Below are 12,856 nucleotides of genomic sequence, written 5' to 3'. Positions count from 1 at the left end.
CGCTACCTCCAGAATGCCGGGATCGGCAATTCAAGCGCCACAAGAAACAAGAGCCAGCCGCCAAACGTAGCCAGACACGCATAGATCAGCACATTCAGAGGGCGCGCCGCGTCGTCGGCAAACATGGAAATTCCGACGGCCAGGAACATGGACGGGATCAGGCCCGCGATATCAATGAGGCCGGCGAAGGCAAGGATGGCCGCAGAGACAAACGCCAAACCACGCCAATGCATTTTGCCGTCTTGCGCCACCCGCGTCGTTTTCAGGTCCGTCACGATGATCGCAATGGACAGTGCACAAATCACCAAGGCGATGGCCCGCGGGATAAATCCAGGTCCCATCTGCGTCAGGCGACCTACAGGATAATCCCACGCCACCGCCAGCATGAGCAGCCCGATCACCAGAAGCACGCCACCACTCAAGGCGCGCTGAGCGACGGATTGCCGGTCTTGCTCTGTGCCCTGCATTCTCACCCCTCCTCCCAAGCGTCGATGTATCAGGCCTGTCGTGGTCTTGCCGAACGCGCGCCGTCAGGGCGGCGCGATGGCAGTCGGCACCGCGATCCCGAACCTGTCGGCCATCGCGGCCAGCCGAGTAAGCGTACCCGCCGCAATCGGGATGCCCGCCGTTTGCCGTTCTTCGGCAAGGCGGAAACCCCGCTCGCCCGGCATCAGTATCTCGTCAGTACCGGGAGCTTTTGGCAACGCCTTGAGGTTGCTGGCCAGTTCCGCAATCTGCTTGCCAAAAACAACCGGGTCGGCGAAGGCCTCAATCCGGATGGCCAAAGCGGCCCCGTTCATCGCGCCTTTGCCACCTGTCAGCACCTTCGAGATCACCGGATTCGACACCAGAACGCTGGCCAGAACCTCAATCATCAGCGACAACCCCGACCCTTTTGGCCCGCCCAGCGGTGTCAACGTCGAGACCTGCGCCGGATCGGTCGCAGGCGCACCCGCCGCGTCGATGGCCCAACCTGCGGGGATCGCGGTGCCCGCGTCCTTGGCATGCATGATCTTGCCCAAGGCCACCGTCGACGTGGACATATCAAGCAGCAGCGGCCATGCCCCACCGGGAACAGCAATCGAGATCGGATTGGTGGACAACCCCGCCACCCGCGCCCCGTGATAGGCCATCAGGGGGCCAGAGGCCGTCATGACAATCCCCAGATAGCCCTTCTGCGCTGCGCGCAGCGCGAAATACCCGACCGCCCCGGCATGCGTGATGTTGCGGGCCGAACACCAGCCAATGCCCTGCCGTCCAGCGATCTCGACCGCCGTGTCCATCGCCACCACCATCGCGGACGGCCCCGGCGCGCGCGCGGCCTCGACCACGGCAACAGCGCCCTCTTGGGACAGGACAGACGGAACGGCAACCGGGTCGATCATGCCCTTTTCCACCATCTCGCCATAGCGTGGGATGCGCAGGACACCATGGGAATCAGCGCCACGCGCATTCGCCCAGACCAGAATGTCCGCCGTGCGCTCTGCATGGTCAGGCGCATAGCCTGCCGCCTGCAAAAGCGATGCGGCGTAATCCTTCAGATCCTGAGGGCGAAACCGCGTCATGCGTCCTCGCTGAGCGGTGTGGGAAAGAACTTCTTCAGCCACGCGTCAATCAGCGTGCGCGTATGCGGCGCATCTTCGTCGGACAGCGGGAAATGCGACATGCCAGTGGGGATCATCAACTCGGCATTCGCCCCTGCCTTTTCGAACAGGCTGATCGACTGCTCCATGGGCGTGATCACGTCCCCTGCCGTGTGGAACAGCAGCAACGGGCGCGGGGCGATGTCGGCCACCACATCCTCAGCCCTGAAGTGATACATGCTGATCGCTGTTTCGACAGGCACCTCGAACTGCGCATGAGGCGACAGGTTCTTGCGCAATTCTTCGGGGATCGGAACAACGTCAAAGCGTGAAACCCACATGCTTTCGCCGGTTTCGGCGCGGTGGCGGCGGCCCTCTTCCAGAATGCCGGTGAACTTGGCCCAGGCCTCGGGTGTCGGATGCTGGCCGCGGAACTTGCGCTCTCCATCGCCCCAGCCGCACAGCGACAGGACACAGGCCACCCGCAGATCGACACCGCCGGTAAAGATCGCCACCGCCGCGCCAAAGCTGTGCCCGGTCACGCCAATGCGGTCCGGGTCGACCTCTTCGCGCTCTGCAATAAAGGTCAGCGCGTTACGGGTATCGGCCACCTGATCGAAACAGCGCACCTCGCCGCGCGCGCCTTCGCTCTGCCCGCAACCGCGAAAGTCGATGCGAAAGACGCAATAGCCCATCTCCTCGATCATCCGCGCGACCAGTTCGACATGGGATTTGTCTTTGGTCCCGACAAAGCCATGAAGAACGATGAAGGTCGGCAGCCGCTGGCCGGGCTTGCGCCCCTCGGGCACATGCAGGACGCCGGACAGCTTCAGGCCATCGGACATGAAGGCAAGCGGGTGTTCCATTTGGGTGCGCCTCGTCTTCGGGACTGATCGGGGCCGCGCCTAGGCGCGGCGCCATGTGTTGCAAAATTCGGCAAAGCTGGTCAGGTGGTTGCGCAGAAAGGTCTCGGAATCGGCATTGGTGATATGCCCCGCCTCTACATCCAGCTTGCCCTTGGCGCCCGCGATCTGGACCTCGGGCTTGGCCATGATGATCATGCCTTGCGACAGCAGCGTATGACGCAGCCCTTCGTGGACACGGGCCCCACCCAACAGGCCGGGCGAAACGCTCCAGATCGCTACAGGCTTGTCCGCCAACGGCATCGGGGTCTTGCGCGACAGCCAGTCGATGGCATTCTTCAATCCGCCCGGAATCGACCAGTTGTATTCCGGCGTCACGATCAAGATTGCGTCCACGGACTCGACCGCGTCGATCATGGCGCTGACGCTGTCCGGCATGCCCTCGTCCAGCACGTCCTGATTGAACAGCGGCAATGTGCCGGGATTGGGCAGCGCGACGGCCTCCATGCCATCAGGCAAAAGGCCCAAGGCAGCCCGGCCAGCAGCCCGCGACAGTGACGCGCGCCGCAATGATCCCTCAAGTATTCCTAGCTTTGTCACAGGCAGGTTCCGTTTCGGTTTTCAGGTTGCGGGCGCGGCCCAGGGAAAGCGATGTTCGCGCCACGGCAGTGGTGCGGGCTCTCCCCAGACGTTCATGACGCGCACGTTGTCAGGACGCTTGAGCGCAGTGATCACGTTGGGCTCATAGCGATCGTCATCGTTGATCAGCGCCATGTTGCCCGCGCATTCGACCATCGCGCCGCAGGCGTCGATGTAATAGGCAAAGGTGTTATCGCCGGGCCGGTGGCGACCCGGTCCCCAGATGAAATTCTTTTCGATGGTGTCCAGCCTGTCCCCCAGATGGCAGTAGTCCGAGAATTCCGCCACCTCCCAAGAGTAGTGATGCAGGCCGGTGTCGCCGCGCACGATGCCAAGAATGTGGTGCAGCCGGTTCGCTCCCCGCATCCAGCTCAGCCCGTCGTCGACCATCCGTTCCGACAGCCGCATTCCCATGATCGCCTCCATCTGGGTGCGTGTTTCGGCTGGTTCAGGCGAAGTGATATTCACATGGTCGATCCGCAACGGTGCCATCCCGTGCGTCGGGTGGCGACTGCCGTAGATCTCGGTCCGGGTCGGGCTGTGCAGCTCGAAGGTGTGGCCCTGTGGGGTGACGAATTGCATTCCCGCCACGCAGCAATCAAGGCTGGGGTCTTCCGACACCAAGGTGCAGCCCGCATCGGCCACCCTGCCCGCGGCCACTGCCACCGCCGCTTCGGAGACCGCCTCAAAGCCCAACGACCGGATCGCGTTCTCCCCCGCCTCGTGCAGCACCAGTTCAGCCATGCGCCCATTTGAGGACAGCCAGACGCAGCCGGTCTCCTCTCGCGTCACGTGAAGGCCGAGGATATCGCAGGATTCGCGAACCAGGGCGTCAACGTCCACCACGTTCAACTGAACGTGCCCCATCGCGTTCACAAGATAGCCCATGTGCCCCTCCCCCTTTTGTGCCGTTCGATATTTGCTAACACGCATTTTCAGCAATCACAAATATTTTCGAAAATTTTGCTTTGATGGAAAAAGAATTTCCGTTTCCTTGCCTTCTCGTGCCAATCGAGCCTCATTCTTCCGCTGCCACGGTATTCGCCAGCACGCCGATGCCCTCGATCTCCACCTCCACCGTGTCGCCGGGCGTCAGGAATTCTGGCGGCCTCCGCGTCGCGCCGAATCCGGTGCAGGTGCCGGTGACAATCACGTCGCCCGGGACCAACGGCGCAAAGGTCGAGATGTAGGAAATCAGGTAGGGAATATCGAAGATCATCCGCGATGTGTCGGTGCGCTGCTTTTCAATGCCATTGACACGGGTCGCCAACGACAGACCCTCCTGCGGGTCGGGCAAGTCGCCTGCCTGCACCATCCACGGCCCGAAAGCGCCGGTGCCGACAAAGTTCTTTCCGGGCGTGAACTGGTGGCTGTGCTTCTGCCAGTCACGCACACTGCCGTCGTTGTAGATCGAATACCCAGCGACGTGGTCCATCGCCCGTTCCGCAGAGATATGCCGCCCCCCTTCGCCGATGATGACCGCCAATTCACCTTCGAAATCCAGCTTTTCCGACGACCGCGGCTGAACCAACTGGTCTCCATGCGCAATCTGCGACGAAGCAAGGCGCAGGAACAGCACCGGATAAGCGGGCAATTTGTCGGGATCAGTCGAGTCCTCGCGGTAATTGATCGCGGCCATGATGATCTTGTCCGGGTTCGGAATCACCGGGGCCAGTTGGAGATCGTCAAAGCCGAACTCCGCCTCATCCACGTCGTCCAGAATGCCTTGCGGCAGTCCAGCCGCGATGAAAGACCTCAGATCAGGAAACCGGCCATCTGTCCGGACACCGAGATCCACGACCCCCTGCCCTGCAACCGCCCCCCACGAGGCCCTCCCGTTTCGCACAAAGGACAACAGCTTCATTCGCAACTATTTTCTTTTTCGAAAATCTTTCTACTCTTGAAAATTCGACACGTGAACCCTTAAACTTCGTTCCTGTGTCCCTTGGTGCCGGGATCCGCTATGAGACATTCTGGAACGCCAGCGCGCGGCACCAGCGCAACGGATGACCTATGATGGAGTGACCTGTGACCTCAGGCATTGTGAAGCCGGCAAGCACCCCGACCCCCAGGTCCGAAACGTCGGGATCACGCGATGTGCTCACGCGCCTGCGGACAGATATCATCAGCAGCATTTTCGAGCCGGAAACCCGCCTGAAATTCGCGGATATGACAAAGCGCTACGATGTCGGCATCGGCACCCTTCGGGAAGCACTGTCGCAGTTGTCGTCAGAAGGCTTTGTGACGGTCGAGGCCGGGAAGGGCTTCAAGGTGTCGCCGGTGTCAGCCGAAGAGCTCCTTGAGATCACGGACCACTTCATCACCTTCGAAAAGCGCGCTGTGCGCGAGGCCATCACCCACGGGGATGAGGACTGGGAAGCCAACATCGTCGCCGTGCACCACCGCCTGAGCCTGATAGAGGCGCTCCCCTGGGAGCGGCGGATGGAGCGTCATTCCGAATGGGTCGAACGCCACCGCGATTTCCACGAAGCCATCGTCGCCGCCTGCCCCGGACGCTGGCTGTTCCGGCTCCGCTCTATCATGTTCGATCAACTGGACCGGTATCGCTTTGTCACCAAACGGGCCCCAAAGGGTCTGGGCGGTCGCAAATTTGAGGAACACCGTGAAATCATGGCGGCGGCACTTGCCCGCGACGCGGACCTCGCCGCAGATTTGATCGAGCAACACATCCGCGACACGTCAGAGCGCGCGATCAAATTGCTCTGACGCGCAAGCCCATTCCGCAGTCGCCACGGCGCGGAGGCAGCCCCCCCCTGCCGGTCCTTGGATCACTGCGCAAAGTCCACGTGGCAGCTTCAGCCAATGATTTGGCAGGCGTGGCCGATACCTGCGCAGCGTTCTCATGGCATTAACCGCATCACCCACCCTCAAAGCGAGTCTGGCCGCCCTGGTTGACATCTCTTTCTTTGTTTCAGGCAGCATTCAATCTTTCAGTAACCATTTCTGGAAGAGCACGGAGATAAGACCAGCCCAAAGTCGCCCAAACTCGAGCCACAACCGACATTTTTTAGGACCATCGAAATGGAAAACCGAAACGAAACCGAAATCCTGCGGCTTGCGGCCTTTTCAAATGGCTCTATCGGCGGCAATCCGGCTGGCGTCGTTGTCAGCGATACGCTGCCTTCCGATCCCGAAATGCAACGCATCGCCGCCGATGTCGGCTATTCTGAAACCGTGTTTGCAGCGCCCCAAGGCGATGGCTGGCGCGTGCGCTATTTCTCGCCAGTGGCAGAGGTCGCCTTTTGCGGTCACGCCACCGTCGCGCTGGGCAGCGTATTGGCAGACCGCAACGGCGAGGGCGCCTACCCCCTCGACATCAATGCGGGGCGCATCACCGTCGAAGCCACCCGTAACGGCGGAGGGACCCGTGCAACCCTGGTCTCGCCTCCGACGCGTAGTGCCATTGCGGATCCAACACTCGTTCAGAGTGCGCTGGATCTTTTCGGTTTTGCGCTGACCGACCTGAACCCCGCCTTGCCGCCATCTCTTGCGCATGCGGGGAACGATCACTTGATCCTCGCTCTTGAGAAACGGTCCACACTTGCACGGATGGACTATGACCTTGAGGAGGGCGCACGGTTGATGCGGGACCACGGACTGACCACGATCAATCTGGTCTGGGCCGAAACGCCGCAAAAGTTCCACAGCCGGAACGCCTTTGCCGTGGGCGGAGTTCTCGAAGACCCCGCTACCGGAGCCGCCGCGGCTGCGCTAGCAGGATATTTGCGCGACATCGACTGGCCCCATGACGGCGCGATCGATATCGTACAAGGTCAGGACATGGGCGCAATGTCACTCCTGCGTGCCGAGATCGGCACTACCCCCGGCGAAGGCATCCGTGTTTCAGGATCGACCCGGGTCATCTGACGATCCAGCGGACCAGCCCCTCGATTGCTGGATGTTCCTGCATCGCCCCTAAGTCGGGCCATGCGCAAAATGCGCAGGATGGAGCGTGCGGGCTAGGTGGCTTCGCTCGCCCCCTGACGCGCGGCGTCGACCACGGCGCGGGCCATGTCCTGTGCCAATAGCGCGGCCTCGGGCATGTTTCTGACATGCGCGGTGGCGATCGCACCCTCCTTGAGCAGGGCCAGATGTTCTGCGACCCGCTCTGGCTGCGACAGCCCCGCTTCGCGGCAAGTTTTTTCAAGGTAATCCACGATCCGCCGCTTGTGCTCAGACGCAATGCGATGCGCCGGGTGGTCGTGATCCCCGAACTCGCTCGCGGCATTGATGAAGGCGCAGCCCGAGAAACGCAGATCCTTGAACGCCTTTCCCTGAAACCATGTCTCCAGCGCGTCAAACATCGCTAGCAGGCGTTCTTTTGGATCGGCCGAAGCCTTTTCCATCTCGGTCATCAGCCAGTTGCGAAAGCGTTCGTCACGCAGCTGCAGCGCAGCGAGGATCAACTCGTCCTTAGAGCGAAAATGCTTGTAGAGCGTCATCTTCGCCACCCCCGATTCGGCCAGAATCCGGTCGATCCCGGTGGCGTTGAAGCCGTGCAGGTAAAATAGCTTCAAGGCGGTTTCGACAAGATCATCTCGGCGCGACTTCAAAGGGTTTTCTCCAGTTATCAGACAGTTCTGTATACTTGTCTTCCTATTGCGTGCAGAATTCAATGGAAACCGGACATCAAACGAACATCACACTCGAGTGAAGGGGTTTGACAAATAGACAGACCTGTCTGTTCTATAGGGAGGCGCAAGACTGCGTCGCTAACCAAACAGACACGAGAGAGACCATGACACGCATCCCCCTTCCCGCTTCCATCGAAGACTCCCCCGCAGCGGCCCGCCCGCTGCTTGAGGCGGTCAAGACGCAGCTCGGTTCGGTCCCGAACCTGTTCCGCATCACCGCAAACAGCCCCGCCGCATTGGGTGGATATCTGGAACTGAGCGGCGCCCTGTCGAAAGGTGAACTGCCCGCCGCCACGCGTGAGCGCATCGCGCTGGCCGTCGCGCAGGTAAACGGCTGCGACTACTGCCTGTCAGCGCACAGCTACATCGGTAAGAACATCGCCAAACTTGACGATGCAGAGATCGCGGCCAACCGGCGCGGCGGCTCTACCGATCCCAAGGCCGAGGCCGCCGTGCGTTTCGCCGTGGCTCTGGTCAAGGCGCGTGGCAACGTCACCGAAACCGAAGTCGCCGCCGTGAAATTGGCCGGTTACAGCGATGCCCAAATTGTCGAGATCGTGGCCCATGTCGCGCTCAACACTTTGACCAACTACCTCAACGAGGCGCTTGGCACCCCGATCGACTTCCCGGTCGTGACCACGGACGCCGCCTGATCCCCAGGTCCCCCCAGGGCGTCCCGGCTTCCTCCCTGTCAATCTCTGCCCGCCGGGGCGCCCACCTTTCCCAAGGAGCCGCAGATGAGCCGCCCGCCAATCCCCCCCTTTACCGCCGACACCGCAGCGCAAAAGGTCCGCATGGCCGAAGATGCATGGAACAGCCGCCAGCCAGAAAAGGTCGCGCTGGCCTATACGCCTGACAGCCAATGGCGCAACCGGGCAGAGCGCTTTTCCGGGCGCGACCGCATCGTCGATTTCCTCACCCGCAAATGGGCCCGCGAACACGATTACCGGCTGATCAAGGAACTCTGGTCGCATGACGGCAATCGCATCGCCGTGCGCTTTGCCTACGAATACCGCGACGACAGCGGTTCGTGGTTTCGCGCTTATGGCAACGAGAACTGGGAATTCGCGCCGGACGGGCGGATGCAGCGGCGCATTGCCTCGATTAACGACCTGCCGATCAGCGAGAGCGAACGGCTGATGCGCTGGCCGCAAGGACGTCGGCCTGACAACCATCCCGGCCTGACCGAACTGGGCCTGTAGGGAGGCAAGATGATGTCCAATGCCTATGCAAATATCGCCTTCACCCCCGCCGTGCGCGCCGAGCAGGCCCGCCATGGGTCGGCAGACATCTACGCGCGCGTCCTGTCGGACGAGCGGCAGGACGGTGCCCACCTGACAGAGCGTGAGGCCGACATTCTCCGGGCCCGCGATGGCATCTTTCAGGCAACAGTCAGCGAAAGCGGCTGGCCCTATGTCCAGTTTCGCGGCGGGACGCCGGGGTTTCTAAAGGTGATCGACCCGCAGACCGTCGCCTATGCCGACTATCGCGGCAACAGGCAGTACATTAGCGCCGGCAACCTGCAGGACAACGACCGGGTTTCGATCCTTGCCATCGACTTCGCGCAGCGTCGGCGGCTCAAACTGCTGGGTCATGCGCGGATCACCGAGGATCCAAAGGTCATCGCCTATCTGAACACAACCGATGGCCCAATAGCCGAGCGCGCGATCGTCATCCGAGTCGCCGCCTTCGACTGGAATTGCCCGCAGCACATTCCGGTGCGCCGCACGGATGCCGAACACGGCGGAGAAATCGACCGCTTGCGCACACGCATCGCAGAGCTCGAACAAATGCGTTTTGCCTGCACCTGAAACTCTCTCGCGCCGCCCCGAGTATTTGAGGGCAGCGTTTCTAATTCCGCCGCATCGATAGGGAGCCTGCCATGCCCACCGTCACCGTTGCCTTTGTCCACGCCATTGCTACCGCCGCCGATTTGACTCTGACGCCAGAGGGGCAAGTCCTCTCGGGCTCCAAAGTCATCCACCAACTGCCACCGCTCACCGGGGACCATATCGACGACCAGAGCCATTTCGGCTTTATCGACTTGATCGAGTCGCGCCATCCCGACCGAATGGCGCTGATCGCTGCATACGCCGACGTGATCGACACCGATGACCTTGGGGTGCTGGGGCTTGCCTTGAAAAGCGCCCCGACTCTGGGTGCCTCATTGGCGCGGCTGGAGCTGTATTTTCGCCTTCTGACCGATACGGCAGCCTATTGGCTGGACAAAGATGGCGGCCTGGCGTCGCTGGTCATCGAGAGTTGCACCCCCGATCACGCCGCCCTTACTCTGCGCAATGAATGCGCTCTGGCCGCCATCGTCCGCAACATGCGGGCCTTCGTGCGCGGTGATCTGGCGCTGGAATACGTAACCTTCCGCCACACCTGTCCGGACGATCCCGCGCGCTATGCGGAACATTTCGGGTGCCCGGTGATCTTTAACGCCGCTCGCGATGCCATCGCGATACCCGCCCGGGCACTCGACCTGCCCAACCGCATCGGCGACGCGGCAATCTCTGACTTTCTGACCTGTCATCTGGATCGAGAACTGGACGTTGCCTCAGGAGAACCACCGTTGAGGGCCGACCTGTTCCGCCGCCTGTCCAGCGCACTCAGCACCGGCGTGCCGCAGGCCGCGACCCTTTCGCGCGAAATGGGCATGAGCGAGCGGACCTTCTTTCGCCGCCTTGCCGAGGAAGGCACGACCTACCGCGACGTGGTGCGCGACGTGCAGATCCGCCTTGCGCGCGATCTGCTGGAACGCGGCGATTGTAGCATCGCCGAAATCGCCTTCCTGACCGGCTTTGCCGAGCAGAGCAACTTTGGTCGCGCCTTCAAGCGCTGGGTCGGTCAGGCCCCGGCGCAGTATCGCAACAGCGTTTCTGATCGCCAGATTACCTCCCGCTCGGTGGTCATGGCGGGTGCGGCCCAAAGGCTGGCAGGCGGGGCCGATACGGTCCGTACGGTAGGCGTCTAATCTGGAGACATCAGAACGAGGCACGTCCTCAGATCGTCTCCCCAGTGCATGCCCGCCGCACTCCGAAACCGAAAGGCCCTTATCATGGAACGCTCCCTATCGCCCCGCCGCCCGCGTCACGACAATCCTGCCCCCCGCCGCCATCGCCTTTTTTCACGCAGACCTGCGCTCAGCAGCCGTGGCGCGCAGGATATGGCGTCACTGGTAGTCTCGGCTGTCGCCGGTGCGCTGACCGCCGGCGCACTTGCGACGCTGATCATCATGTCGCCCCCCGCCTACGCCGGGACAGCAGACACCGATGGCACCGGGATCGCGGCACAAAACGGCGACGCTACAGACCGGATTTATCCGGTGCGCGCCGTGCACGGCGATGACCTTGACCCTGTCCCCTTCAGCGGTGCGCGCGGCCTGAAGCTGCCGCCCGTCTGCACCTGTGTCCTGCCGCAGCCCATCCCGGACTGACCCCATTCCCGCGCGGCCCCAACGGCGGCACGGGCAAACCCAGGCAAGCGAAGCCCCCGTTCCCGCGGCGCTCCAGCGTCCGCGACTGGCGAAGCCATGCGACACGGAGATTTCACGCCGACCTGTCAGCGCCTCGGCGCTGTCCCCCCCAATCCAACCTTCATCAAGGAGAGACATGATGAAACACGACGACCACGAAAATTGCGGTTGCAACGTCACGCCGCAGCACGTCGACATGGCCCGCCGCCGCTTGCTGGCGGGTGCCGCCGCCAGCGGCGTCGCAGCGGTTGCCGGCACTTCGGCCAGCGCCGCCACGCCAGAGGCCCGCGCGCTGTATGCGGACCCCGCAAACCCAGGCCTGCCACAGATCGACATGGAAATTGCTCCCGGCCGCACCGCTTTGGTCGTGACCGATCCGCAGATCGACTTTCTGTCCAAGGATGGCGTCACCTGGGGCGTCGTCGGCGAAAGCGTGACCGAACAGGGCACAGTCGACAATATCGAGCGCCTCTTCGCCGCCGCCAAATCCGCGGGGATGCCGGTCTTCATCTCGCCGCATTACTACTATCCGCACGACCACGAATGGAAATTCGAGGGCACGCTGGAAAAGACCATGCACGCGATCGGCATGTTCGACCGGCCCGGACCGCTCGACCTGACCGATTTCAAAGGCTCAGGCGCAGACTGGATGCCGCAGTACAAAAAGTACATTGAGGACGGCGAGACCGTCATTTGCTCGCCGCACAAGGTCTACAGCCCGGCACAGAACGACCTGAACCTGCAACTGCGCAAGCGCGGCATCGACAAGGTGATCTTGGCCGGCATGTCGGCAAATCTCTGCACCCAAGCCCATCTCTACGAACTGCTGGAACTGGGCTTTGAGGTTGCCGTGGTGCGGGACGCCACCGCGGGGGCCAAGGTGCCCGAGGGCGATGGATATCTCGCCGCCATCATCAATTTCCGAATGGTTGCCAACGGCGTCTGGTGGACAGACGACGCTGTGACCCGCATCGCTCGCGGCGCGTAAGCGGCGCAGCACACCCACTCCCTGAAACCAACTCGAAAACGAAGGACCAGACACATGACAAAACTGACTCTCACCGCCGCGCTGTCCGCAGCCCTGATCTCGCTCGCCCCGGCTGCCTTTGCCGCTGACGAATACAACGTAAACAACGGGCTGACGCTCACCGGCCACCCTTTGGGTATGCATGGTTTCGACCCTGTTTCGATGTTCGAGGCTGATGCGCCCCGGATTGGTGATGCGACATTCACCTCGGAACACGACGGGGTGGACTACTACTTCGCCACCGCCGAGACCAAGGCCGCCTTCGACGCGGACCCGGCAGCCATGTTGCCCCAGTTCGGCGGCTTTTGCGCCTTCGGCGTCTACGCGGGCAAGAAGCTGGACGGCGACGTGCGCTATGCGGACATCGTCGACGGCAAGCTCTACCTCTTCGTGAACCAGTCGATCTTTGAGAAGTATCTCGAAGACCGCACCACGATCATTGACGGTGCGTTCGCCAAGTGGCCGGGCATCATGGCGACCCCGGTCGGCGATCTCTGACCGGTCTACGGTGACCCCAGCCGGGCCGCGCAGCTCCGCGCGCGGCCCGGCAGCTCTGAATCGCCCCGGGTCTGTCGGAGACCATCGGTAAGCCCCCCGTCAGCTTCAGATCA

Annotated in this window: 16 protein-coding genes; 9 read left to right on the top strand and 7 right to left on the bottom strand. The window is 62.2% G+C overall.

Translation table 11 applies throughout. The features are described from left to right. Nucleotides 1–2: 2 nt before the first annotated feature. From VOI21_RS19225 to VOI21_RS19200, 6 genes are all read right to left on the bottom strand, one after another. Nucleotides 3–467, bottom strand: coding sequence for a tripartite tricarboxylate transporter TctB family protein (locus VOI21_RS19225; RefSeq protein WP_323771577.1), 465 nt, complete (start codon nucleotides 465–467; stop codon nucleotides 3–5). Nucleotides 468–530: 63 nt separating this feature from the next. Further along, entirely contained in the window at nucleotides 531–1,565 is a 1,035-nt protein-coding gene (locus tag VOI21_RS19220) for an Ldh family oxidoreductase (RefSeq protein ID WP_323771576.1), read from the bottom strand. Then, the gene (locus VOI21_RS19215; RefSeq protein ID WP_323771575.1) at nucleotides 1,562–2,449 is read right to left on the bottom strand and encodes an alpha/beta hydrolase; all 888 of its coding nucleotides are present in this window, start codon (nucleotides 2,447–2,449) and stop codon (nucleotides 1,562–1,564) included. The genes VOI21_RS19220 and VOI21_RS19215 overlap by 4 nt, the downstream gene beginning before the upstream one ends. Nucleotides 2,450–2,488: 39 nt before the next feature. After that, complete coding sequence (locus VOI21_RS19210; protein WP_323771574.1) at nucleotides 2,489–3,046, bottom strand: NADPH-dependent FMN reductase; 558 nt, start codon at nucleotides 3,044–3,046, stop codon at nucleotides 2,489–2,491. Between the two features lie 21 nt (nucleotides 3,047–3,067). Next, nucleotides 3,068–3,973 carry a VOC family protein gene (locus VOI21_RS19205; protein ID WP_323771573.1) on the bottom strand — a complete coding sequence of 302 codons (906 nt, stop codon included), beginning with the start codon at nucleotides 3,971–3,973 and terminating at the stop codon, nucleotides 3,068–3,070. 130 nt (nucleotides 3,974–4,103) lie between these two features. Next, complete coding sequence (locus VOI21_RS19200; protein ID WP_323771572.1) at nucleotides 4,104–4,883, bottom strand: fumarylacetoacetate hydrolase family protein; 780 nt, start codon at nucleotides 4,881–4,883, stop codon at nucleotides 4,104–4,106. Nucleotides 4,884–5,182: 299 nt separating this feature from the next. Here VOI21_RS19200 and VOI21_RS19195 point away from each other — a divergent pair, with 299 nt between their 5' ends. Both VOI21_RS19195 and VOI21_RS19190 read left to right on the top strand, forming a co-directional pair. Further along, the gene (locus tag VOI21_RS19195; protein WP_323771571.1) at nucleotides 5,183–5,812 is read left to right on the top strand and encodes an FCD domain-containing protein; all 630 of its coding nucleotides are present in this window, start codon (nucleotides 5,183–5,185) and stop codon (nucleotides 5,810–5,812) included. Between the two features lie 315 nt (nucleotides 5,813–6,127). Then, nucleotides 6,128–6,973 (top strand): PhzF family phenazine biosynthesis protein, encoded by an 846-nt coding sequence (locus tag VOI21_RS19190; RefSeq protein WP_323771570.1) that lies wholly within the window; start codon nucleotides 6,128–6,130, stop codon nucleotides 6,971–6,973. A gap of 92 nt (nucleotides 6,974–7,065) precedes the next feature. On the opposite strand, the gene VOI21_RS19185 is transcribed toward VOI21_RS19190, so the two are convergent. Next, nucleotides 7,066–7,659 (bottom strand): TetR/AcrR family transcriptional regulator, encoded by a 594-nt coding sequence (locus tag VOI21_RS19185; protein ID WP_323771569.1) that lies wholly within the window; start codon nucleotides 7,657–7,659, stop codon nucleotides 7,066–7,068. Between the two features lie 185 nt (nucleotides 7,660–7,844). On the opposite strand from VOI21_RS19185, the gene VOI21_RS19180 reads away from it, so the two are divergent. The 7 genes from VOI21_RS19180 to VOI21_RS19150 all read left to right on the top strand — a co-directional run bounded on the left by VOI21_RS19180 (nucleotide 7,845) and on the right by VOI21_RS19150 (nucleotide 12,743). After that, complete coding sequence (locus VOI21_RS19180) at nucleotides 7,845–8,393, top strand: peroxidase-related enzyme (protein WP_323771568.1); 549 nt, start codon at nucleotides 7,845–7,847, stop codon at nucleotides 8,391–8,393. Between the two features lie 84 nt (nucleotides 8,394–8,477). Then, nucleotides 8,478–8,942 carry a nuclear transport factor 2 family protein gene (locus VOI21_RS19175; RefSeq protein WP_323771567.1) on the top strand — a complete coding sequence of 155 codons (465 nt, stop codon included), beginning with the start codon at nucleotides 8,478–8,480 and terminating at the stop codon, nucleotides 8,940–8,942. A gap of 12 nt (nucleotides 8,943–8,954) precedes the next feature. Next, nucleotides 8,955–9,551, top strand: a complete 597-nt coding sequence (locus VOI21_RS19170) for a pyridoxamine 5'-phosphate oxidase family protein (RefSeq protein ID WP_323771566.1) — start codon at nucleotides 8,955–8,957, stop codon at nucleotides 9,549–9,551. Nucleotides 9,552–9,622: 71 nt separating this feature from the next. Further along, complete coding sequence (locus tag VOI21_RS19165; RefSeq protein WP_323771565.1) at nucleotides 9,623–10,717, top strand: AraC family transcriptional regulator; 1,095 nt, start codon at nucleotides 9,623–9,625, stop codon at nucleotides 10,715–10,717. Between the two features lie 192 nt (nucleotides 10,718–10,909). Beyond that, complete coding sequence (locus VOI21_RS19160) at nucleotides 10,910–11,179, top strand: hypothetical protein (protein ID WP_323771564.1); 270 nt, start codon at nucleotides 10,910–10,912, stop codon at nucleotides 11,177–11,179. A 178-nt stretch (nucleotides 11,180–11,357) separates the two neighbouring features. Next, nucleotides 11,358–12,206, top strand: a complete 849-nt coding sequence (locus VOI21_RS19155; protein ID WP_323771563.1) for a cysteine hydrolase — start codon at nucleotides 11,358–11,360, stop codon at nucleotides 12,204–12,206. Between the two features lie 54 nt (nucleotides 12,207–12,260). Further along, entirely contained in the window at nucleotides 12,261–12,743 is a 483-nt protein-coding gene (locus VOI21_RS19150; RefSeq protein WP_323771562.1) for a YHS domain-containing (seleno)protein, read from the top strand. The last annotated feature ends 113 nt before the right edge of the window (nucleotides 12,744–12,856 follow it).

It is taken from the genome of Antarctobacter sp. (assembly GCF_034670325.1).
Taxonomy (GTDB): domain Bacteria; phylum Pseudomonadota; class Alphaproteobacteria; order Rhodobacterales; family Rhodobacteraceae; genus Antarctobacter.
Note: the sequence above shows the minus strand (reverse complement) of the source record. Positions and strands in the feature narration are given on the sequence as shown.

What these genes read in the sequence shown, in the direction of transcription:
- VOI21_RS19190 (WP_323771570.1), top strand. Translation starts at nt 6,128, where the DNA reads ATGGAAAACCGAAACGAAACCGAAATCCTGCGGCTTGCGGCCTTTTCA.
- VOI21_RS19175 (WP_323771567.1), top strand. Translation starts at nt 8,478, where the DNA reads ATGAGCCGCCCGCCAATCCCCCCCTTTACCGCCGACACCGCAGCGCAA.
- VOI21_RS19155 (WP_323771563.1), top strand. Translation starts at nt 11,358, where the DNA reads ATGAAACACGACGACCACGAAAATTGCGGTTGCAACGTCACGCCGCAG.
- VOI21_RS19180 (WP_323771568.1), top strand. Translation starts at nt 7,845, where the DNA reads ATGACACGCATCCCCCTTCCCGCTTCCATCGAAGACTCCCCCGCAGCG.
- VOI21_RS19220 (WP_323771576.1), bottom strand. Translation starts at nt 1,565, where the DNA reads ATGACGCGGTTTCGCCCTCAGGATCTGAAGGATTACGCCGCATCGCTT.
- VOI21_RS19160 (WP_323771564.1), top strand. Translation starts at nt 10,910, where the DNA reads ATGGCGTCACTGGTAGTCTCGGCTGTCGCCGGTGCGCTGACCGCCGGC.
- VOI21_RS19170 (WP_323771566.1), top strand. Translation starts at nt 8,955, where the DNA reads ATGTCCAATGCCTATGCAAATATCGCCTTCACCCCCGCCGTGCGCGCC.
- VOI21_RS19225 (WP_323771577.1), bottom strand. Translation starts at nt 467, where the DNA reads ATGCAGGGCACAGAGCAAGACCGGCAATCCGTCGCTCAGCGCGCCTTG.
- VOI21_RS19165 (WP_323771565.1), top strand. Translation starts at nt 9,623, where the DNA reads ATGCCCACCGTCACCGTTGCCTTTGTCCACGCCATTGCTACCGCCGCC.
- VOI21_RS19150 (WP_323771562.1), top strand. Translation starts at nt 12,261, where the DNA reads ATGACAAAACTGACTCTCACCGCCGCGCTGTCCGCAGCCCTGATCTCG.
- VOI21_RS19205 (WP_323771573.1), bottom strand. Translation starts at nt 3,973, where the DNA reads ATGGGCTATCTTGTGAACGCGATGGGGCACGTTCAGTTGAACGTGGTG.
- VOI21_RS19215 (WP_323771575.1), bottom strand. Translation starts at nt 2,449, where the DNA reads ATGGAACACCCGCTTGCCTTCATGTCCGATGGCCTGAAGCTGTCCGGC.